Raw genomic sequence first — 21,401 nt, forward strand, 5'->3', positions numbered from 1 at the left:
CCTCAGAGAGGAGGCAGACGTTCCAGCCTACGCGCACGGTTCAGCCTCTCCTCCGGTGCGGGCTTGGCGCCTCGGACGCTGTCGCCTGGGCAGTCACTCTCAGAGGAAGGGCGTGAACTCCGCCGTCACATCCCGCCCCAGAGTCTGCGCAGCACGGAGAGACAGAAGATGGCCATTCACATGGGCTGACCAGCGTGAAGCATTGCGGACCTCGTTTGGTCCGATCTCCCTCGCCCACTGAAGCGCATACATGCGCGAATCCAGCACCAAGAGCGTGGCGACGTCGAAGTCGAAGGATCGAAAGACGGAGAAGGCCGCATTCGCACTCGTGGATGCGCTCCTCGTTCGGGCCTTCACCTGAATGCGACGGTCACCCGCGAGCACGTCGTACGACTTGGCGGAGTTCGGCTCGAGAACGCCACCGTAGGCCTGAGCGGCGATGTACTCGGCGTAGTCGCCGAGGGGCGCGTTTCCGGTCCGGACGACTCCGCGCATGCGCAGCTCTGCGAGAATCTGCGCGTACTGCGTCAGCAGCGCGGACGTCGGCTCCGACTCGAGAGGCCGAGCTACTTCCCTAGCGAAGACCTCATCGAAGAGATCAAGAACTTCCTCGGCGGTCAGGTCCCACGCCTTCCCGCCCTTCGGAAGAGCACCGTGACGGGACCGGAGAGCGGTGCGCGCCTCTGCTATCGGCACGTCGAACCGGGCCGCGAATGCGTGGGCGGTGATCTTCACTCCTTCACGCTACCGACGACCGAGGAGAAACCAGGAAGGCTTCCAACCGCCCCGCACATCCGCCAGGATGAACGCGACCGCCCCCGAAGGAGCCCCGCATGTCGCTCGCCCCCTCCGCCTCCCCGGACACGGCATCCGCCGCGCTCCCCGGGGCCGTGGTCATCGCCGCGATCCGCCGCGTCCTCCTCTGGTCGCTGATCACCGCGTTCCTCTACCCGGCGCTCATGACCGCGAGCAAGGGCATCTGCCCCGGCGGCGTCGACGCGAACGGCGGGTTCATCGACTCCGCGGGCCAGCCGGTGGACGAGGCTCCCCAGTGCATCCAGCTGACGCTCGCGCCGAGCCCCCTCGTCTACCTCGGCATCGCCGTCATCGTGCTGCTCGCGCTGGGTCGCGTGATGAAGGCGGCCGATGAGCGCGCGGCGCTGCGGATGCTGGAGTGGACCCTGCGCGGAGTCGGACTGTTCGTGGTGGTCGCGATCGTCGTCTCGCACGTGTGGTTCGCGCTGATCCCGATCGAGCAGTTCACCGGCGACTCCTGGACCGTGTTCAGCCCGTTCCCGTTCGGTTCGATCGATGTCGAGGTGACGCCGATGACCACCTCGTGACGGCTTAGTCCCGCCAGTCGATCCCGACGCCGGCGATCCGTCGCCCGGCCTCGTCGGCGGCGACCGGCTCTCCGACGTCCGCGCCGCGTTCGAGCGAGACGGCGGAGTGCACGATGGTGTCGGCGTAGACGTGCACGAGGTTGTAGCCCTGCGCGGCGTCCTGGCCGCGCGTGGCGCCGACGGGCTGCGCGAGGTCCTGCCCGTACGCGCTCGACGAGGCGACGGCGACAGGGATCCCGGCGAAGGTGCCGAACGACGGGTGGTGCACGTGTCCCGACAGGATGCCCCGCACGTCCGACCCCCGCAGCACCGCGGCCAGCGCGTCCTGATCCCGCAGCTCGACCGTCACGGCGAGGTCGAGCACCGTCGGCAGGGGCGGATGGTGGATGAGCAGCAGCGTGCCCTGCGGTGCCGCCGTCGACAGCTCTCCCTCCAGCCGAACCAGCTGCGACGACGGCACCTCCCCCCAATGCGCGCCGGGCACCGTCGAATCGACGACGATGACGCGCATCCCCCCGAACCACCGCACCTCGACGATCGGCTCGTCACCCGCCCCCGCGAGTCCGAGCTCCGATCGCATGGCACGGCGGTCGTCATGGTTGCCGGCCGCCCACACGACCTCGCACCCGAGCGCCGCGGCAGCGGGCGCCACGAGCTCGCGCAGGCGCCGGTAGGCGGCGGCATCGCCCCGGTCCGTCAGGTCTCCGGTGAACAGCAGCGCGTCGGGACGGAGCCCCGAGGCCACGAGCCGGTCGAGCATCTCCGCCAGGTTCGCGTCGGCGTCGGCCCCGCTGCCGTACAGCGGCGACCGTTCACCCGGCAGGTGCGTGTCGGAGATGTGCACGAAGGTGTGCGACGGGCGGGGGTGTTCGGTGAGGATCATGTCTCTTCCTGGTCGGCGGACGGAGGCAGGTCGGGGCAGATGTCAGACGGCGGCGGCCGTGGATCCGGGGACGAGCGTTCCCGTGAACGAGCGGCGCACGAGCGTCTCCGGCTCGTCCGCGGTGAGCAGCTGCTGCATGGTCTCGACGGATGCCGCGGCCACCGCCTCCACGGGGATCCGCAGCGTCGTGAGCCCGAGCAGGTCGGCGCCGGGCAGGATGCCGTCGCACCCGGTCACGCTCACGTCCTCCGGCACGCGGAGGGCTGCCGCGCGGGCGCCGCGCATGACGGCGAGCTGCCGGTAGTCCGAGGCGCACATGACGGCGGTCGCCCCGGCGCGCACGGCGGCGAGAGCTTCATCGACGCCGTCGTCGGGACGCGCGCCGGCGGAGATCATCGTCACGGCGACGCCCGCCGTGGTCAGGACCTCCTGCATCGCGAGCGCGCGCAGGTGCTCGGGGTACGACGCGTCGGGGCTTCCGGCGAGCACGACGACGCTCCGATGCCCGAGCGCGACGATGTGCTCCGCGAGCAGACGTCCGTGGCCCTCGTCGTCGTAGTGGGCGGTGTGGATGCGGCCCGCTGACTCCACGCGCCCGGCACGGAGGATCGGCACCTGGTCGGCGAACGGCTCGAGCTGCGCTGCGGAGATGCCGCCGGTGGCGACGATGAGTCCCGCGACCCGCATGCCGAGCAGCCGGTGCAGCGCATTCACCTGCTTGGCGCCCTGCTCGTCGGCGCCGATCGTGACGGTCACGAGGTCGAGGCCGCGCTGATGCGCCTCCTCCTGCAACCGGGAGAAGAGGAGGCCGTACGCGGGGTTGCTCGCGTCGCGCAGCATGAGGCCGACGGTGCCGGTGCGTCCGGCGGCGAGCTCAGCGGCCATCGTGTTGCGCACGTATCCGAGCCGCTCGGCGGCTTCCAGGATGCGCTCCTGCGTCTCCGGCGCGAACCGGCCCTCGCCCTTCAAGGCTCTGGTCGCCGTGGCTCGCGACACCCCGGCCGCCGCGGCGACGTCGCTGATCGTGACCCGCAGGGCGGGCGTCCCGGCATCCGCCCCGCTCATGCGCGCCGCTTCCGTCGGCGGGGCGCTCCGGCGCGTGAACCTCGTCCATACACGAGATACATGGTGACACCCATGATGATCATGAGCAGCACGGTGTAGACGAACGTGATGGGCATCGCGTCGAGGTTGTTCTCCCCGCGCGTGCTCTCCTGGATCGCGACGCCGAGCGGCTTGTACAGCGGGTGGTAGAGGAAGATCGCGGCGTCGTAGTCGTCGAGCAGGCTGTTGAAGTTCAGCGCCGTGATCGCGGCCGCGGTCGGCAGCACGAGCGGGATGAGCACGCGCCGGAACGTGGTCAGCGAGCGCGCTCCGAGGATGCGCGAGGCGTCTTCCAGGGAGTCCGGCACGGACGCGAAGCCCGCCTTGAGCAGCCGCAACGTGAACGGGATCTTCACGCAGATGTACGCGACGAGCAGCAGCACCGGCGTCCCCGTGAGCACGATGTTGCCGACGAGCGGCTGCGGGGCGTCGAACGCCATCACGAAGGCCAGTGCGATCAGCACGATCGGCAGGATCCACGGGATGTGCAGCACGTACTCGATGGCCGTGGTCAGCAGGTTGCGGTGCTTCTGCATCATCCGCGCCACGAAGAGCAGGCCGCCCACGACGATGACCGCGGCGAGGGCGCTGTAGACGACGCTCACGATGAACGGCCGGAGGGCCGCCGCGCTGGAGAACACGGTGATGTAGTTGTCGAGCGTGAAGCTGTCGAGCGTGATGGATCCGGCGAGGATGCTCCGCGCGTCCACGAACGAGAAGATCACGATGAGCACGACCGGGATGAGGTAGATCACCCAGAGCAGGTAGGCGACCACGTGCACGACGGCATTCGCGAACGGGTTGCGGATCCGCTGCTTCTGGATCGGCGTCGCCACCTTCGCCACCGAGAAGTACACCCCCGACTTCTCGGCGCGGTTCATGATCGCGAGCAGGATGATCGTCGCGACACCGAGCACGATCGCCAGCAGCGCCGCGATGTCACGGGTGATCGGACTCCGCGACAGGTCGATGATGAGGGGTGCGACGGTCTGGAAGTCCGGACCGCCGAGCACGAGCGGCGCGGTCAGGGCCCCGAGGCCGATGAGGAACGTCAGCACCGTGACGGCGAAGAGCATCGGCTTCATGACCGGCAGCACGATGCGCCGCAGGATCGTCCATGTCGAGGCACCCATGAGCTTCGCGGCCTCGATCGACGCATAGTCCACCTTGCCGAGCGACGAGGACAGGAACAGCATGTGGTTCGTCGTCGTCGCGAACGTCATCACGAACACGACCGCGAAGTAGCCGGAGAACCAGTCCCGGTTCATGTCCGGCCAGATGTTCACCATCAGATTCGTGATGAAGCCGAACTTGCCGTAGATGAAGTTGTAGCCGGCCGCGAGCACGATGCCGCCGTAGATCAGGGTGGTGGCGTAGCCGAGCCAGAGGAGTTTCGCGCCGCGCACCTGGAAGTACTGCGTCACCAGCACGATGAACACCCCGACGACGTTCACCGTGACCGACAGCGTGATCGCGAGGAGGAAGCTGTTGCCGAGCGTCTTCAGCGCGCGCTCGCTGCCGAGCAGCTTCTCGACGGCGCGGATGCTGAACTGCCCGTCCGGGAAGAAGGTCGCGGCGAGCAGCTCGGCGTTCGGCAGCACGAGGAAGGCGGCGGCGAACCAGATCACGACGATGCCGGTCACCCAGGCGAGCGGCGAGCGGAGCATCGCGCGCACGCTGCCCGGCCGTCCGCGGCGGAGGCGGGGCTTCGTCGCGGTGCCCGCCTCGGCCGCCTCGGTCGTCAGCGCGCCGGGGGTGTCGGTCATCGCCGCGGACGGCGGCGGCACCGGACGGGAGTCGTTCTGCGGAGCGCTCATGTCACGCCGCCGGGTACTGCAGGATCCACCGCGGGTCGACGTCGATGCGCACGGCGTCGCCGACGTCCCAGCGGTGCGCGCTCGCCGCGGCCGGCACGCTCACCCGGAGCGTCGCGTCGGCAGCGGAGACCGTGTAGACGCTGTGGCTGCCGTGGTACGTGCGCTCGGTGACGGTGCCGTCGAGCGACGCCGTGCCACCGGCGGTGGCCGAGGACGGCGATGCCAGGTGCAGCTTCTCCGGGCGCACGTAGCTCTCGGCCGTGGCATCGAGGCCCGCGCCGATCGCGACGAGCTGCGCGGGGGAGAGGCGGTTGTTCTCGCCGATGAACCGGCAGACGAACGGCGTCGCGCTGCGGTCGTAGATCTCCTCGGGGGTGCCCACCTGCTGCAGCGTCCCGGCGTCGAGCACCGCGATCCGGTCGCTGAGGGTGAGCGCCTCCTCCTGGTCGTGGGTGACGTACACGGTGGTCACGCCCACCTCGTGCTGCAGCTCCTTGAGCTGTTCGCGCAGCTGCACGCGGAGCTTGGCGTCGAGGTTCGACAGCGGCTCGTCGAGCAGCAGGATACTGGGGGTGAGCGCGAGCGCCCGGGCGATGGCGACGCGCTGCTGCTGGCCGCCGGACAGTTCTGCCACGTTCTTCTCGAGCTGCGACGCGGCGAGCCCGGTGCGGTCGGCGACCTCGTCCACGCGCCGCCGCTGCTCGGCCTTCGACACCTTCTGCACCGAGAGGCCGAACGCGATGTTCTCCCGCACGTTCATGCTCGGGAACAGGGCGTAGTTCTGGAACACCATGCCCACGCCGCGCTTCTCGCTCGGCACCCGGGTCACGTCGCGACCGGCGATGTGGATGCGGCCGCCGGTGGGCTCGATGAACCCCGCGAGCGTGCGCAGGGCGGTGGTCTTGCCGCATCCGGACGGACCCAGGAGGGTGAAGAACTCACCCTCCTGGATCTCCAGATCGAGGTGCGAGACCGCACGGTGGTCGCCGAACACGACCTCGACGTCGTCGAAACGGATCATCGTCTTCTCTCTCTGCCGGAGCGGCGGGACGGCTCGGCTCAGCCGATGTACTCGAGCGTGACCTTCTCGACCCAGGCGCCGAGGTTCTCGCTCACGAAGCCGAAGTCGATGTCCTGACGGTCGAGCGTGCCCATGAGCTCGACGACCTCGGGGTTGGCCTTCTCGACCGCGCCCTCGTTCACCGGCATGGCGTTGAACTCCGCGGCGAACTCGCCCTGGACCTCGGCGCTGCCGAACCAGTCGATGAACTCCTGCGCCTTCTCCTCGTTGTCCGTGCCGTTGATCTGCGCGATCTGCTCGGTCACGTAGGGGACGCCGTACGCGGGAACGATCATGCCCGTGCTGGTGCCGTACTCCTCGTCGCGGGCGGAGATGCCGCTCGACGGCAGCACGCCGTAGTCCACCTCGTCGCGGGTGATGCGGGCGTAGAGGTCGGTGCCCTCCACAGCGGGGGAGCCGTTGGCGTAGTACGACTTCACCAGGTCCCAGCCCTCGTCGCTCACGCCGAGGTCGCCGTCCTCGTCGAGGTGACGGGTGAGCATGCTGGCGAGCACGAGCTGCGGGGTGGCCTGGCCGAGCGCGGGGTTGACCTCGTAGCGGCCGGCGTACTCCTCATCGGTGTACAGGTCGTCCGGGTCCGCCGGAGCGTCGCTGATGCGGTTCTCGTCGTAGACCGTGACGATCGCCTGCTCCACGAGCGGCCAGAACGCGCCGTCCTTCGGGTCGCCGGCGTCCGCGGGGACCTCGCCGCTCCAGCTCGGTTCGTAGGCCGTGATGGCCTCTTCCGTCTTGAGCTGCTCGAAGAACATGTTGTTCAGGCCGAAGACCACGTCGCCGACCGGGTTGTTCTTCTCCGCGATGATGCGGTTCGTCAGGTCGGCGCCGCCGAGGCCCACGATCTCGATGTCGATGCCCGCGTCCGCCGCCTTCTCGGTGATCCACTCACCGCGGCCGTCGCTGTTCGAGTTCGTGTAGACGATGAGGGTGTCGCCGGAGCCGCCGTCGCTGCCGTCGCCGTCGCCCACGTCTCCGTCGCCGCCCGCCGTGCATCCGGTGAGCGCGATCGCCGCCGCGGCCGTCAATCCGATGAGCGCCCAGCGCCTCTGCTGCCTGTCGGCCATGTTCGTCCCTTTCTCGCCTTCGAGGTGTGTCGATGCGACACTACCGGTTCTTGTGGTGAAGGCACAAAGATTGTCTGGTTTCGTGAGCGCGGTCGCGCGTCCGCACTCAAGATAGGCGCGCGGCGTGAACGCGAGGATGCGACGAGGTGAACGAGTGGGACTCGTGAATGTCATCCTTTAGTTGACGCTCGCCAGTCAGGTCCATAGGCTCGCTTCATGGACGGATCATCGACCAGCGGCTTGTCGCTTGCCGACCTCGCCTCCCTCGTCGACGCTGGCGGAGGAGAAGCGCCGTCTCGCTCGGGCGATGAGGTCCTGATGATCCGTCAGGCCGACGAGTTGGTCCGGCGTTCGCGTGAGCGATTGCAGGAGTCGGTCTCCACCGCGCGCTCGCATGGCGTCTCGTGGCAAGAGATCGGCGCCACGCTCGGCGTGAGCCGACAAGCAGCGTTCAAGCGATTCGGCACCAAGGGTGAGGCAGGGATGATGGCAGCGCCGGTGACAGACCTCTCGGATCGCACGAGCGCGGTATTCGCACACCTGGATGCCGGCGACTACGAGGCGGTGCGAGCACACATGACGTACGCCTGCGGCCGCGCGCTGACCAAGCGCAAACTGATGAGCGTGTGGGACCAGATCCGCAGTGACACCGGCCGCCTCGAAGCCTGCGTCGATTCGACGGTACAGACGGCGGACGGCAGCACGCCGCTGAGCACGCTCGCCAACCGGCACCTGAGTAACGGAGCGATCGTGCAGGTGACCCTGCACCACGAGGCCGGAGAGTGGATCGGCCGCGTTGCCTACAACGGCTTCGGCAAGATCACGGGCATCCTCATCGCCCCACCGGGGTCTCGCGACCTGCCGTTCTAGACTCGTTCCACCCGGGCGTCTCACCCTCCAGGCAGGGTAGGTTCTCGTGGTGCGACCCCACCCCCTCTGTCCTGCTCGGGATGCGTGGTGTTCGTCGCGTGCTGATGCGCAGGCGCGATCGTCGCACCGATTGACACGGCCCGTGATCTTTCCCGCCGCGTCTGCATCGGCGAGGATGCGCCCCGTCGACCTCGCCGAATCAGCGTCCGTTCGCCTCGCGATCCATAGGGGAGACGCCCGAGAGGAGCCGTCGCCTGTGCGCGGGGCGCGGAGGCGCCGTCGCGACTGCCGCCCTGACTCGTTTTCGGGAGCGTAGGGGCGGGCGGGAACAGCTGCAGAATGCCGGCATGCAATCGAACATAACTTCGAAAGTCGAGGCATGCCGAGATAGAATGAAGCATGTCGAAAACGTCCGGACTGCGCGAGGCGATGGATCGCCTCGACGAGGCGTGGGGCGCCGCGGGCGATGTCGCCGAGCTCTCCCGCGTGCAGCTCGTCGAGGTGGCCGACGCGATCGGACTTCTGCAGCGCCGGCTCGATGCGATCCACGTCGACGTGGCCGCCGGCATCGCTCGGGAGTCGCGCGCGGAGCTCGGGGCCGACAGCTTGGCGAAGCAACGCGGGTACCGCACGGCGGCGAAGCTCATCGCCGCGACGACGGGCATCTCGACGGCGGAGGCGCAGCGCCTGGTGAAGGTCGGAGAGGCGACCGCGCCGCGGAGCGATCTGCTCGGCGCACCGCTGCCCGCGCGGTATCCGCTCCTCCGGGAAGCACTCGCGTCGGGTGTGCTCGGAGCGCCGGCGATCGGTCTCCTCGTCGCTCTCCTCGATCGCTGCCACGTGGCCGCCGGTGTGGAGCGCATCGCCGAGGCGGAACGCGTGCTGACCGCCGCAGCCGAAGGGCTCGAGCTCGACGCGGTGCGCAAGCTCGTCCTCCGCGCCGAAGCGTGGCTCGACCCCGACGGCGTAGCGCCGCGGGCGGAGGAACAGCGCGGTCGGCGCGCACTGCGCATCTTCGAACGTGACGGCATGGTGCATCTGCACGCGCAGCTCGATGCCGAGTCCGCTGCGCCGGTCGTCACCGCGATCCGCGGGCACGTGTCTGCCGTGTTCGCCGCCCGCCTCGAAGCCCCCGATGCGGAGTCGCCCGACGCGGATCGGCGCTCCGTCGCGATGATCCAGGCCGATGCGCTGTCCCTCTTCTGCGCGCACGTGCTCGGGTGCGAGGGCGATCGGGTTCCGCTCGCCGGGGCGACGGTGATCGTTCGGGTATCGCTGGACGATCTGCAGGCGGGAACCGGGTCGGCGACGGTCGACGGGCTCGACCAGGTGATCGACATCGGTGCCGCCCGGCGGATGGCGGCCAGCGGGGGCGTCATCCCCTGCGTCCTCGGCGGTGCGAGCGAGGTTCTGGACTGGGGCCGCGAGAAGCGCCTCTTCACCCGAGCCCAACGACTGGCGCTCGCCGAGCGGGATGGCGGGTGCGCCATGTGCGGGCTCCCGCCCGGGATGACGAAGGCCCACCACCTCCGCTGGTGGCAGCGAGATCGAGGTCCGACCGATCTCTCGAACGGGATCCTGCTCTGCGAGACCTGCCACCACCGCATCCACGACAACGGGTGGGAGATCGTGATCGAGGGTTCCGGCGTGACCGGCCGACCGTGGTTCCTTCCGCCGCGGTGGGTCGACCCGCAGCGCACTCCACGGCTGGGCGGACGGGCGCGCTTCGATGTCGCAGCGTGAGTGGGCCGCGCCTGCTCGCGGTGGTGGGTGTCGGGGTCACAGCTGGTCGGCGCCCGAAGGGAGGGGGCGCGCGACGCTCGGTCTGTCAGCGGCGAAGTCGGGAGCGGACGCGGCGGGCGGCTCGTGCGAGGGCGTCGCGCCAGGCGCCGCCCGGCCATTCGCGGCGCAGCCGCAGGCTGCCGTCCTCGTTCCGTACGAGCTCGACCCGACGGCCCGCGAGAAGCGGGGACCTGCCGAGGTGTGCCGTCACGTCGGGCGCCGCTGTCAGCGGGGCGGTGAACATCCACCCGGCGTAGCGGACGGCCACGGTGAGGTCGGCGTCGCGAGCGCCGTCCTCACGGAACGCCTTCATCGGGTCCAGCGCGATCGGCACCGCGTCGAGGCGCTTCGGGCGTCGGCCGCCGATCTTGCGCTCCGAGCCTGCCGTCGACTCCGGCGCCTGTCCGGGGGTCGGCGTATCCCGCGCGACGAGGTCGACGCGGTCAGCGCGACGCTCCTTTCGGGCGTTGAGCACCCCGGAGGGAAGGTCTTCGGTCGCCGACGGGGGCAGGGAGACCAGCCGGTCGGCGGAACCGACGGTCTCGAACACGAACGCCTCCTCGCCGTCCCGGAGCAGACGGACGCGCACGGTGAGCTGCAACCCGCCACGCGACCAGCGCGCCGCGGTCACGGTGGCCGTGCAGGTCGTGTCCGCTTCGAACGCGGCGAAGGCGAGCAGGTCATCCCGGCGGTCGGCGCGCAGCAGAGCCGCCCGAATGCGCTGCGGGAACGACAGCCCCGCATCCACGCCGGGGCCGAATCGACGCTGCGCGAGTGGCACCACCACGTCCAGCAGGCGGTCGCGGTACTCCGCCGGGTACTTCACCATCCGTCGTCCGGCGATCCGGTTGAGGATCTTGCCGCGGAACCAGTGCCGCAGCAGCCGGTCGCGCACCTTCCCGGGCTCCGTGTTCGCCTCGACGACATCGAGCACGGTCTCCAGGTGCGGGAAGTACGACTCGGGGTCGATGCGCGACGAGCTCGCACTCCCGGGCTCCTTCACCCACGCGTAGCAGGGCTCGCTGGCGAGCACCGAGATCGTGTCGGCGGCGAAGTACGCCTGCATCACGAACAGGTGGTCCTCGAGTCGCACCTTGCCATCAGGGAAGCGGATGCCGTGCTCGCGGAGGAACGCCGTCCGGAACATCTTGTGCGGCGTCAGCATCTCCAGGATCGGGTCCTCGCCGAGCACCGCGTGCGGGATGTCGCGCTGGAAGATCTTGGCGGGCAGCTTCCGTCCGATGCCCACCTCCTTGCCGACCACGACGTCCGACCCGTGCTCATCGGCGTAGTCGCACAGCCGCTCGAGTGCGCGCGGGTACAGCCAGTCGTCCTGGTCCACGAACTGCACGTACGTCCCTCTGGCCTCCTCGACGCCGCGGTTGCGCGGAGTACCGGGCCAGCCGGAGTGCGGCAGCGACAGCACGCGTACATGAGGGCGATCCTTCGCGATGCTCTCCAGCCGCGCGGCCGTCTCCTCCCCGGAGCCGTCGTCGCAGAGCAGGACCTCGAAGGCCTCCCGGTCCAGCGTCTGGGCGTCGAGCGAGGCGATGAGGTCGTCGAACGACGCCTTCGGCCGGAACACCGGCACCACCACACTCACCCGCACTCGGCTGCCCGCCGCCTCGTGCCCGGTCGTACTGCTCATGGACGCCGTCCCCCCTGTGGTCGTACCCGGCTCGAATCTCCCCCGCCGGAGGTTCCAGCCAACCATCCCTTCCTGTGGAGCGCGCCAGGCTCGCGGCGGTCGCGGGTGTATGCCGGCGCCGCGGAGGAGTCAGCGCAGGGTGAGACCGATCTCGAAGGAGCGCCGCCAGGGGAGGGTCAGCTCCTCGATCCGCACGTCGTCGGCGGGAAGCATCGACTCCAGCAAGCCCGTCAGCTCGGCGCGGATGACGCGCTCCGCCGTCGCGACCTGCGCGTCGTCGGCCATCGGATAGATGTCAGGGAAGAGGGACGGCCCCGTATCCGTGCGCACCACGGCCTGGTAGGCGAAGTCGTCGAGCAGCCGGGTCAGCAGGGCGATCCGCGCGGCGCGGTCGTCGAAGGAGCCCGAGGCCCGACCGACGACGCCGGCGGCGGCCACCGCGACGACGCTGCCGAGCGTGTTCCCGGCGGTGTTCCACCCGCCGAAAGCCTCCAGGCGGCCGAGCAGTCCGGCCTCGGCGAGCGCGCGCACGAGCGCCTCGTCCGCGCCGTTCGGGTAGCGCACGTCGGCCAGGGCCACGTGCTCACCGGCGTCCAGACGCTCCCGCACGAGAGCGACCGTCCCCGCGACGGCGTCCGCATCGACGACCTCGGGCCGCCCGCGGAACATGTCGTGCCGGTCGGGGTCGGGGGCGTGCAGCACGAGGGTGACGTCGCCTCCGGTGGCGACCTCCTCGGCGCCGGCCGCGCGGATCTGCCGGCTCGCCGACGCTGCGAGCGACATGTTCTCGTACGGCGGGACGCGCTCCATGCCGTCGGCGTCCGCGCACGTCACCGAGAACGAGGCGGTCACCCCGGCGTTCGCCGCCAGGGCCCGGGCGACGAGCGCGGCGCCCACCTCGTCGGCCCCCGGGTACATCAGCACGCGCCGGCCCGACGGCAGCATCCGCATCCAGTGCCGGAGCCACACCTGCTCTGCGCTGCCCGCCGCGAAGGGGGCGGTGTCGTCGGCGGTGATCGCCAGGAAGTCGAGGGTCTCGTCCTCCATGAGTCCCAGCGTGGAGAGGTTCACGATGTGGTTGCGCAGCCGTCGAGACGAGTAGTCGGAGACGACCTCGGCGGGCACCGGAGTCAGGTCGTCCAGCGGCAGCACCTCGGTCTCGCCGAGCAGTCGGTGCGCGTCGCCGCCGAGTGCGTGGATCTCCTTGCCGTGCTCCGTCCAGTAGGTCGGCTCCTCGGCGGCGGAGTACGAGTTGCTCGCCCGGGTCACGAGCGACACCGCCGAGATGGGCAGATCGGGCCGCAGCCGCCGCACCTCGCGCAGCACGTCGAGGCGCGCCAGCACGTCGCGGGTGGTGTCGTCGCTCGTGCGGCTCGCGATCAGACCGCCGTAGAGGAGCATGTCCACCGAGACGACCAGGTGCACCGTCGCGGGGTCGGCCGCCCGCTCCCGCAGCCACCCGCCCAACGCGTCGGCGTCGCCCGCGGTCCGGTACGAGGGGAGGATCTCGGCGGGCGGGACGTCGAGGATCACTCCGGCGACGGCCGCGACGTCGCCCGGGAGCTTGACGTTCACCGGCCGATCGTCGAGGGGGAGCAACGCGATGCGCGGGCGGAGGGTCGGGTCGGACACGAGGAGCCTTTCGTCGGTGAAGGGGATCGCAGGTCGGGAGTCGTCGGGGATCAGGGGCGGGCGATGGAGACGAGGTACGAGTAGCGGTCGCCGCGGTACACCGACTCGGCGTACTCGATCGGGCGGCTGCGGGCGTCATAGGTCGTGCGCTTCACGAGGAAGGCGGGGGAGAACGGCGGCGTCTGCAGCGCGGCGGCCTGCTCCTCGTCGAGGACGACCGCGTGGATCTCCTGGTCGGCGCGCACGGCGGTGATGCCGAAACGGGTGCGCAGGTCGTCGTAGAGCGAGTCGCCCTCGATGCCGTCCTCCAGGCCCGGCACCGCGTCGGCCGCGATCGAGCACACCTCCAGGCAGATCGGGATGTCGTCGGCGGTCCGCACCCGGCGGATCCGTACGACCGGCGACTGCGGGCTGAGGTTCAAGGCGTATCCGGCGGTCTGCCCGGCCGCCGCGGTGCCGACGTCGACGGAGAGGGAGCCGGGTCGCATGTTGCGGGCGAGCATGTCCTCCGAGAACGAGGTCAGCTCGAACGCCTTGCTGATCCGCGAGGCGCTCACGAACGTGCCCGCCCCCTGCAGCCGGTACACCAGGCCGTCCCGTTCGAGCTCGTCGAGGGCGCGACGCACCGTCTGCCGGTTCACCTCGAGCGACTCCGCGAGCTCGCGCTCCGTGGGCAGCTTCTCGTGGGGTGCGAGTCCCTGGTCGATGACCTGCTCCAGATGCCGCCGCACGCGTTCGTGCTTCGTGACGCCCTCGATCGCCGACATGATTCCCCCTCGTTTGGACTAACCCAATCTTGACGATCACCCCGGTTTGTGTCAATGTCTCCTCTCAGCGGTTCTTAATTGGTCTATTCCAATCCTTTGCACGGTCAACGATGAGCGGAGAATCCCCATGCACGTGAAGCACAACATGCGCCGGCGCGTCCTGGTCGCCGGGGCGCTGGGCGCGGCGACGGTCGTCGCCCTGAGCGGCTGCGCCGGTGGCGGCGGCGACGCCGACGGCCCCACCGAGATCACGTTCTCGTACCTGTGGGGCGGGGAGGAGGCGAAGGCGCTGGAGGTGATCATCGCCGACTTCAACGCCAGCCAGGACGACATCGTCGTCAAAGGCGTCTCCAGCCCCGACACCCAGAAGCAGCTCACGTCGATGTCGTCGTCGAACGGCTCCTTCGACATCTCCGACAACTTCGGCAACACCGTCGGGGCCTGGGCCTCGAAGGGCATCCTCGCGCCGCTCGACGACGCGATCGCCGCCGAGGACATCGACGTCGACGACTTCGTCCCGAGCGCCATGGAGCAGATGACCTACGACGGCACGATCTACTCGCTGCCGATCGCGATCCACAGCTTCCAGCTCCTCTACAACCCGCAGCTGCTGGAGGAGGCCGGGGTCACCCCGCCGACGACGATGGACGAGCTCGCCGCCGCCATCCCGAAGCTCACCAAGAAGGACGCCTCCGGCAAGATCACGCAGCTCGGTCTCGGCTCGGCGAACGACAGCACCACCCTCACGACCCTCGGCTACGCGTTCGGCGGCAGCTGGGACGGCGAGGACGGCCCGACCCCCGCGGAAGACGGCAATCTCGAGGCCCTGCAGTGGTACCAGGACAACGTGATCGAGCCGGTCGGCGCCGATGCCATGGCCACCTTCGTGTCCGGACAGGGCGAGTACCTCTCCGCACAGGACCCGTTCTTCAGCGGCCAGGTCGCCATGATCATCGACGGCGAGTGGCGGTCGGCCAGCGCCGCCAAGATCGCCCCCGACTTCGAGTGGGGCGTGACCGCGATCCCCGCCGCCTCGCCGGACCTGGAGAACAGTACGCAGGTCACCGCGAGCACCCTGTTCATCCCCGCGAACTCGAAGCACAAGGAGGAGGCGGCCGCCTTCCTCGCCTACCTCGTGAGCGACGAGCCCATGGAGAAGTTCGCCGTCGCCCTCGGCAACCTCCCGGGCCGCTCCTCCCTCGCCGGCAGCGCCGCGTTCGACGAGCTGCAGGACTTCGGTGTCTGGGCGGAGGCCGCGTCCTCCCCGAACGCGAAGTCCCTGGCCAGCCGTCCGTACAGCGCCGAGTACGCGACGGACCTCGCGACCGCGTTCGACGAGGTCGTGCGGCTGACCGCCACCCCGGAGGAGGCGATCGCGATCGTCGAGGAGCGCATGGCCTCCTACACCTCGAAGTGAGCCGGTCCTCGTGACCACGGCAACAGCACCCCGGGTCCGGCAGGAGAACGCTCCTGCCGGACCCGGCGCTCCCGTCCGGCGGCGCCGCAGCCGCCGGACCACGCTGATCGGCCTGGCTTTCGCGTCGCCGTTCATCGTCGGCTTCCTGTTCCTGTTCGCCTATCCGATCGCGGCGTCGGCGTACTACAGCTTCACCGACTTCAACCTGTTCCAGGCGCCCGAGTGGGTGGGGCTGGACAACTACACCCAGATGTTCGCCGACGGGGTGTTCTGGAAGTCCCTCGCCAACACGGCCGTGCTCACGGTGTTCGGCGTACCGCTCGCGATCGGCATCGCCCTGGCCGGTGCGCACCTGCTGAACACCCCGGTGCGGGGCCAGCCGCTGTATCGCGCGCTCGTGTATCTCCCGTCGATCGTGCCGGTCGTCGTCGGCGGCTACCTGTGGCGCTGGCTCCTGAACGCCCAGTACGGCTTCATCAACCACTTCCTGTCGTGGTTCGGCATCGAGGGACCGGCCTGGCTGCAGCAGCCGGAGTGGACGAAGCCCGCCATCATCCTCATGTCGCTGTGGACCGTGGGCGGGACCATGATCATCTACCTCGCCGCCCTGCAGGAGGTGCCGAAGGAGCTGTACGAGGCGGCCGAGCTCGACGGCGCAGGCGCCTGGCGCCGATTCACCAACGTCACCTGGCCCACGGTCTCCCCGGTCACCCTGTTCCAGGTGATCGTGAGCATCATCGGATTCCTGCAGATCTTCACGCAGCCGTACATCCTGTCGCAGGAGCGCCTCAACCAGGCGGGGTCGGGCCCGGGGCAGTCGATGCTCTCGTACGCGATGTACCTGTACCAGAACGCCTTCGTGTTCCTGAAGATGGGCTACGCCTCCGCCATGGCGTGGACACTGTTCATCGTCACGCTCGTCGTGAGCCTCATCGTGCTCGCGACTTCGAGGAAGTGGGTCCACGATGGCGCACGCTGACATCTCCGCTCCGGTGCGCCGCCCCCGTCGCACCCGCCGCACGCTCCGCCGCGTCCGGCAGCAGATCGCGGTGACGCTGCTCGCGCTGCTGTTCCTGTTCCCGTTGCTGGTGATGCTGTCGACCGCGTTCAAGACGCCCGGCGACGTGTTCTCCTCGCCGCCCACCCTGCTGCCCGCCGAGTGGACCACGGCCAACTTCGCCGAGGCGTTCGCGCAGATCCCGGTGTGGCGCTACCTCGCCAACACGCTCTTCGTCTCGGGCATGAGCATCCTCGGCACGGTCATCTCGTGTCCGCTCGTCGCCTACGCCCTCGCGAAGGTGAAGTGGCGCGGTGCCCGGCCGCTTCTGATCCTCGTGCTCGCCACGATGATGCTGCCGCCGCAGGTCACGCTGATCCCGCTGTTCCTCGTGTGGAACGGGCTGGAGGCGACGAACACCTACCTCCCGCTCATCGTCCCCGCGTTCCTGGGCACGCCGTTCTTCATCTTCATGATCCGGCAGTTCCTCCTCGCGGTACCGGACGAGCTCATCGAGGCCGCCCGTCTCGACGGCGCCTCGGAGTTCCGCACCTACGCGACGATCGTCCTTCCCCTGGCGCGTCCGGCCATCGTGACCGCCGCGATCTTCCAGTTCGTCTGGGCCTGGACCGACTTCCTCAATCCCCTCATCTACCTCAACGACCAGTCGACGTACACGCTGTCCATCGGTCTGTACGCCTTCTTCGGGGAGAACGACGTGGCCTGGGGGCCGCTCATGGCCGCGTGCGTGATGTTCACGCTCCCGGCCGTGGCGATCTTCCTCCTCGGTCAGAAGTTCTTCATCGGCGGCGCCAGTGCAGGAGCCCTCAAGTGACCCACGATTCCCTCGCTCTCCTCCGCGACCGGCTCGTCGCCTCGGTCCAGGCCTCCACGGGCGCCCCCGCCAGGGACACCCACGTCATCGGTGCGCTCGCCGAGTCTGCGCTCCTCGGCGGCGCGAGCGGTCTGCGGCTCAACGGGCCGGAGGACATCCGCCGGGTGCGTCCGGTCACCGACGTGCCGATCATCGGACTCCACAAGATCTGGAACGGCGTCCGCAACGTCATCACCCCGGAGCTCGCGCTCGCCACGGGGCTGGCGGAGGCCGGGGCCGACATCATCGCGGTGGACGCCACGACGGAGCAGCTCGGCGCGGACTTCCGGCTCATCGGGGAGATCGCCGCGGCGACGGGGCGACCGGTGATGGCCGACGTGTCGACGGTCGCGGAGGGCGAGCGCGCATGGGCGGCGGGGGCAGCGGTCGTCGGCACGACCCTGTCCGGCTACACCCCGCACTCGCCGCGCCAGGACGAACCGGACCTCGACCTCGTGGCCGCGCTCGCCGCCGCGGGGATCCCGGCCATCGCCGAGGGGCGCTACCAGACCCCTGCACAGGTACGAGCGGCCTTCGATGCCGGAGCCTTCGCCGTCGTCGTGGGCGGGGCGATCACCGATCCCATCGCCCTCACCCGCCGCTTCGTCGCCGCGACGCCGGCCGCCACGGAGCGGGCGTGATCGTCGGGGTCGACATCGGCGGCACGAAGGTCGCCGTCGCCGGGTTCCGGCAGGAGCCGGACGGCGGGCGCCGTCGCGTCACCGCCGTGCGCACCCTGTCCACTCCGGCCAGGGAGGGCGGCGAGGCCATCGTGCGGGCGGTCGTCGATGCGATCGACATGGTCCGCGGTGCGGAGCGGGTCGCGGCGGTCGGTGTGGGCACCGCCGGGGTCGTCGATCAGGACGGCGGCATCACCTCGGCGACCGATGCGATCAGCGGCTGGGCGGGCTTCCCGCTGCGCGCGGCGCTCATCCACGCCCTCGATGTGCCGGTGGCGGTCGTGAACGACGTGCACGCGGCGGCGGTCGCGGAGGCCGCGGCAGGGGCGGGTCGGGGAGCGTGCGGGCTGTTGATGGTCGCCGTCGGCACCGGCATCGGCGGAGCCGTCGTGCTCCCGGACGGTCTCCGCGCGGGCGCGACCGGCACGGCGGGGTCGGTCGGGCACACCGAACTGGCACTCCCTCTGGAGCTGGCCGGGCGTCGCTGCGGCTGCGGAGGAGTCGGACACGTCGAAGCCGTCGCCTCCGGCCCCGGGCTGGAGCAGACGTACCGGGAGCGCACGGGCACGGCGCTCACGCTGCGGGAGGTGGACGCGGCCGCTCGCGCCGGTGACGCGGTCGCCGAGGAGGTGATCGCGGAGGGGGCGCGGTTCCTCGGTCGCGCGCTGGCCGGGGCGCAGGCGCTTCTCGACGTCGAGGTCATCGCGGTCGGCGGCGGTGTGGCGGCCATCGGGGAGCGCTATCTCGCCGAGGTCGCTCGCGCCTACCGGGCGGCGGCGATGCCGGGCCCGACGGCAGCCCGCGTGCGACCCGCGGAGCTCGGGATCGATGCGACCGTCACCGGGGCCGCGGTGCTCGCGCCGGTCTGAGTCCGGATTCCCACCCCGCGTTCAGCGTTAACGATATATCGTTGAGTATCGTTCACGACTGGGAGGTCATCATGAACAACGCATTCCCCTCCACCCCGTTCGGCGGGAACAGCAACGGCAGCAACAGCGGCGATTTCGTCGGCGGCCTCGGCAATCTCTTCGGCGGCTCGCAGGGTCCGGCCGGAGCGCTGTTCGAGGCGATGGACCAGCTGCGCAAGTCGTTCGAGTCGCGCCCCTCCGGCGGATCCCGCATGGCCCGCGGTGACGTGCGCGCCGCCGTCCTCTCGCTTCTCGTCGAGCGACCGATGCACGGCTACCAGATCATCAACGAGATCGCCGAGCGCAGCGGCGGCACCTGGAAGCCGAGCGCCGGTTCCGTCTACCCGACGCTCCAGCTCCTCGCCGACGAGGGCCTGATCGAGGCCGAGGAGCAGAACGGCCGCAAGACCTACGCTCTCACCGAGGCCGGCCGTGCCGTCGCCGCGGAGAGCACCGAGACCCCGCCGTGGGTGCCGTCCTCCGACAAGGACCGCAGCCGCGACGCCCGCTACAGCGCCCTGCCCAAGGCCGGGGTCGACCTCGCCGCCGCGGCCGCGCAGGTCGGGCGCAGCGGCTCGCCGGAGCAGGTGCAGCAGGCCATCGAGGTGCTCGACGAGGCCCGCCGTAGGCTGTACACGATCCTCGCCCAGGACTGACCGCGTCGTGCGGCGTCCGGCGCGGAACGGCGGAAGGATGACGCGATGACGGCAGCGGCGGCACAGGGTCCTCACCGAGCCCGGTACCGCCGCATCCTGTCGTTCGCGAGCCGTGAGTTCCTGAAGATCTGGTGGTTCGAGCTCGTCCTTCCGCGGTTCGGGCTGTCTTCCGTCGCGGAGCGCACGCGCGCCCGCCGCATGCAGCGGTTCGCGCGCCGATTCCACACGCTCGCGATTGAACTCGGCGGCCTCATGATCAAGGTCGGGCAGTTCATGTCCTCGCGCCTCGACGTGCTGCCGCCCGAGATCACGGCGGAGCTGGAGGGGCTGCAGGACGAGGTCCCGGCCGTGCCCACGCCGCAGATCCGGGCGCTCGCGGAGGCCGAGCTGGGCATGCCGCTCGAGCGTGTGTACACCTGGTTCGACGACACCCCGGTTGCGGCCGCATCCCTCGGCCAGGTGCACCGCGCCCGCCTCTCGTCGCTCGATGCCGAGGACACCGGGCTCGACGAGGTCGTGGTCAAGGTGCAGCGCCCTGGCATCGACGAGATCGTCGCCGTCGACCTCGCCGCCCTCCGCCGGGTCGCGCGGTGGCTCACGCGGGTCCGGATCGTCGCCGACCGGGTGGACGCCCCCGCCCTCGTCGAGGAGTTCGCCGTGACGAGCCTCGAGGAGATCGACTACCTCCACGAGGCCCGCAGCGCCGAGCGGTTCCGCGAGAACTTCGCCGACGACCCGCGTGTGGCCGCCCCCGAGATCGTCTGGGAGCGTACGACCCGACGGGTGCTCACACTGTCCGACGTGACCGCGATCAAGATCAACGACACCGCGGCTCTCCGAGCGGCAGGCATCGACCCCTCCGCGGTCGCGGATGCCTTCGCCGAGGTCATGTTCGACCAGGTCTTCACGCACCGGTTCGTGCATGCCGACCCGCACCCCGGCAACATCTTCGTCACGCCGGTCCCTTCGACGAGCTCAGGGACCCAGAGCGGCTCAGGAGCTCAGGGGGGCTTCCGGCTCACGTTCATCGACTTCGGCATGATGGCCGAGGTCTCCGACAACCTCCGGCAGGGACTGCGGACGCTGCTCATCGCGGTGACCGCGCGGGACAGCCGGGGCCTGGTCCGCGCCGCGAAGGAGATCGGCGTGCTCCTGCCGACCGCCGACACCGGCGAGCTGGAGCGGGCGCTGACGGCCCTCTTCGCGCGCTTCGGGGGGATGGGCTTCGCGGAGCTGAGCCGCGTGGACCCGCGGGAGTTCACCGACTTCGCCGAGGAGTTCGGCGACATGGTGCGCCGGCTCCCGCTGCAGCTCCCCGAGGACATGCTGCTCCTCATCCGGGCCGTGTCCCTCACCTCCGGCATGTGCAGCGCCCTGAACCCGGCGTTCAACGTGTGGGACGCGGCCGAGCCGTATGCCGCGCGGCTGCTCCGGGACGAGTCCGGCACCCTCATGCAGGACATGGCGGAACAGGCGATGGCGAACGCGGCCACGACCTGGCGGCTCCCGAAGCGCATCGACGACATCATCACCCGCGTCGACGACGGCAATGTGTCCTTCGACACCTCCCGCCTGGAGCGGCGGCTCGACCGGCTGGAGGGCATCGCGCGACGGATCGCCTCCGGGGTCCTGTTCGCGGCGATGCTCGTGGGTGGGGCGCTGCTCGTCGGTCCGCTGCCCCCGCTGGGTATCACCCTGCTGTGGGTGTCGGTGCTGCCGCTGCTGGGCGCCCTCTTCCTGGGTCGCCGCCGCCCCCGCTGACCCCGCGCTGACCCACTCGACAGCCCCGCCAGAACAGGCGAACGCGCGGGATCAGGCACTCCCGCGAGAGAACGCCTGCTGTCCCGCGTTCGCCTGAGCCCGCGCAGGTGGAAAGATGGT

At 70.1% G+C, this 21,401-nt stretch carries 19 protein-coding genes; 10 read left to right on the plus strand and 9 right to left on the minus strand.

All coding sequences use genetic code 11. From position 1 onward, the window contains the following. Window positions 1-99: 99 nt before the first annotated feature. Complete coding sequence (locus MICNX66_RS01235; RefSeq protein ID WP_232089156.1) at window positions 100-735, minus strand: hypothetical protein; 636 nt, start codon at window positions 733-735, stop codon at window positions 100-102. Window positions 736-833: 98 nt separating this feature from the next. Here MICNX66_RS01235 and MICNX66_RS01240 point away from each other — a divergent pair, with 98 nt between their 5' ends. Next, entirely contained in the window at window positions 834-1,343 is a 510-nt protein-coding gene (locus MICNX66_RS01240) for a hypothetical protein (protein ID WP_187662988.1), read from the plus strand. Window positions 1,344-1,347: 4 nt separating this feature from the next. Here MICNX66_RS01240 and MICNX66_RS01245 read toward each other — a convergent pair whose 3' ends face one another. The 5 genes from MICNX66_RS01245 to MICNX66_RS01265 form a co-directional block, all read right to left on the minus strand. Then, on the minus strand, window positions 1,348-2,226 hold the full coding sequence (locus MICNX66_RS01245; RefSeq protein ID WP_187662989.1) for a metallophosphoesterase: 879 nt from the start codon (window positions 2,224-2,226) through the stop codon (window positions 1,348-1,350). A gap of 42 nt (window positions 2,227-2,268) precedes the next feature. Further along, complete coding sequence (locus MICNX66_RS01250; protein ID WP_187662990.1) at window positions 2,269-3,291, minus strand: LacI family DNA-binding transcriptional regulator; 1,023 nt, start codon at window positions 3,289-3,291, stop codon at window positions 2,269-2,271. Next, window positions 3,288-4,997: an ABC transporter permease gene (locus tag MICNX66_RS01255; RefSeq protein ID WP_187664073.1), complete on the minus strand. Its 1,710-nt coding sequence runs from the start codon at window positions 4,995-4,997 to the stop codon at window positions 3,288-3,290. Before MICNX66_RS01255 ends, MICNX66_RS01250 begins: the two co-directional genes overlap by 4 nt. 151 nt (window positions 4,998-5,148) lie before the next feature. Further along, window positions 5,149-6,168 carry an ABC transporter ATP-binding protein gene (locus MICNX66_RS01260; protein WP_187662991.1) on the minus strand — a complete coding sequence of 340 codons (1,020 nt, stop codon included), beginning with the start codon at window positions 6,166-6,168 and terminating at the stop codon, window positions 5,149-5,151. A gap of 38 nt (window positions 6,169-6,206) precedes the next feature. Beyond that, window positions 6,207-7,289, minus strand: a complete 1,083-nt coding sequence (locus MICNX66_RS01265; protein ID WP_187662992.1) for an extracellular solute-binding protein — start codon at window positions 7,287-7,289, stop codon at window positions 6,207-6,209. A gap of 216 nt (window positions 7,290-7,505) precedes the next feature. Here MICNX66_RS01265 and MICNX66_RS01270 point away from each other — a divergent pair, with 216 nt between their 5' ends. Continuing rightward, complete coding sequence (locus tag MICNX66_RS01270) at window positions 7,506-8,159, plus strand: hypothetical protein (protein ID WP_187662993.1); 654 nt, start codon at window positions 7,506-7,508, stop codon at window positions 8,157-8,159. Between the two features lie 399 nt (window positions 8,160-8,558). Further along, the gene (locus MICNX66_RS01275) at window positions 8,559-9,902 is read left to right on the plus strand and encodes an HNH endonuclease signature motif containing protein (RefSeq protein ID WP_232089157.1); all 1,344 of its coding nucleotides are present in this window, start codon (window positions 8,559-8,561) and stop codon (window positions 9,900-9,902) included. 85 nt (window positions 9,903-9,987) lie between these two features. Here the strand turns inward: MICNX66_RS01275 and MICNX66_RS01280 are convergent, their stop codons facing one another. The 3 genes from MICNX66_RS01280 to MICNX66_RS01290 all read right to left on the minus strand — a co-directional run bounded on the left by MICNX66_RS01280 (window position 9,988) and on the right by MICNX66_RS01290 (window position 13,988). Then, window positions 9,988-11,589: a glycosyltransferase family 2 protein gene (locus tag MICNX66_RS01280; protein WP_187662994.1), complete on the minus strand. Its 1,602-nt coding sequence runs from the start codon at window positions 11,587-11,589 to the stop codon at window positions 9,988-9,990. Between the two features lie 129 nt (window positions 11,590-11,718). After that, window positions 11,719-13,221: a DUF4127 family protein gene (locus tag MICNX66_RS01285; RefSeq protein ID WP_187662995.1), complete on the minus strand. Its 1,503-nt coding sequence runs from the start codon at window positions 13,219-13,221 to the stop codon at window positions 11,719-11,721. Window positions 13,222-13,271: 50 nt separating this feature from the next. After that, window positions 13,272-13,988: a GntR family transcriptional regulator gene (locus MICNX66_RS01290; protein ID WP_187662996.1), complete on the minus strand. Its 717-nt coding sequence runs from the start codon at window positions 13,986-13,988 to the stop codon at window positions 13,272-13,274. A 127-nt stretch (window positions 13,989-14,115) separates the two neighbouring features. Here MICNX66_RS01290 and MICNX66_RS01295 point away from each other — a divergent pair, with 127 nt between their 5' ends. The 7 genes from MICNX66_RS01295 (at window position 14,116) to MICNX66_RS01325 (ending at window position 21,281) form a co-directional block, all read left to right on the plus strand. Next, window positions 14,116-15,405 carry an ABC transporter substrate-binding protein gene (locus MICNX66_RS01295; RefSeq protein WP_187662997.1) on the plus strand — a complete coding sequence of 430 codons (1,290 nt, stop codon included), beginning with the start codon at window positions 14,116-14,118 and terminating at the stop codon, window positions 15,403-15,405. 10 nt (window positions 15,406-15,415) lie between these two features. Further along, a complete protein-coding gene (locus MICNX66_RS01300; protein ID WP_187662998.1) occupies window positions 15,416-16,384 on the plus strand; it encodes a carbohydrate ABC transporter permease in 969 nt (322 codons plus the stop codon). Further along, window positions 16,371-17,237, plus strand: a complete 867-nt coding sequence (locus MICNX66_RS01305) for a carbohydrate ABC transporter permease (RefSeq protein ID WP_085604539.1) — start codon at window positions 16,371-16,373, stop codon at window positions 17,235-17,237. Before MICNX66_RS01300 ends, MICNX66_RS01305 begins: the two co-directional genes overlap by 14 nt. Beyond that, window positions 17,234-17,917, plus strand: a complete 684-nt coding sequence (locus tag MICNX66_RS01310) for an N-acetylmannosamine-6-phosphate 2-epimerase (protein ID WP_187662999.1) — start codon at window positions 17,234-17,236, stop codon at window positions 17,915-17,917. The genes MICNX66_RS01305 and MICNX66_RS01310 overlap by 4 nt, the downstream gene beginning before the upstream one ends. Continuing rightward, window positions 17,914-18,825: an ROK family protein gene (locus MICNX66_RS01315; protein WP_187663000.1), complete on the plus strand. Its 912-nt coding sequence runs from the start codon at window positions 17,914-17,916 to the stop codon at window positions 18,823-18,825. The genes MICNX66_RS01310 and MICNX66_RS01315 overlap by 4 nt, the downstream gene beginning before the upstream one ends. Window positions 18,826-18,896: 71 nt before the next feature. Then, the gene (locus MICNX66_RS01320; RefSeq protein ID WP_187663001.1) at window positions 18,897-19,520 is read left to right on the plus strand and encodes a PadR family transcriptional regulator; all 624 of its coding nucleotides are present in this window, start codon (window positions 18,897-18,899) and stop codon (window positions 19,518-19,520) included. Between the two features lie 45 nt (window positions 19,521-19,565). After that, window positions 19,566-21,281, plus strand: a complete 1,716-nt coding sequence (locus MICNX66_RS01325; protein WP_187663002.1) for an ABC1 kinase family protein — start codon at window positions 19,566-19,568, stop codon at window positions 21,279-21,281. Window positions 21,282-21,401: the final 120 nt, after the last annotated feature.

The sequence above is a fragment of the Microbacterium sp. Nx66 genome, from assembly GCF_904066215.1.
In the GTDB taxonomy this organism is placed as follows: domain Bacteria; phylum Actinomycetota; class Actinomycetes; order Actinomycetales; family Microbacteriaceae; genus Microbacterium; species Microbacterium meiriae.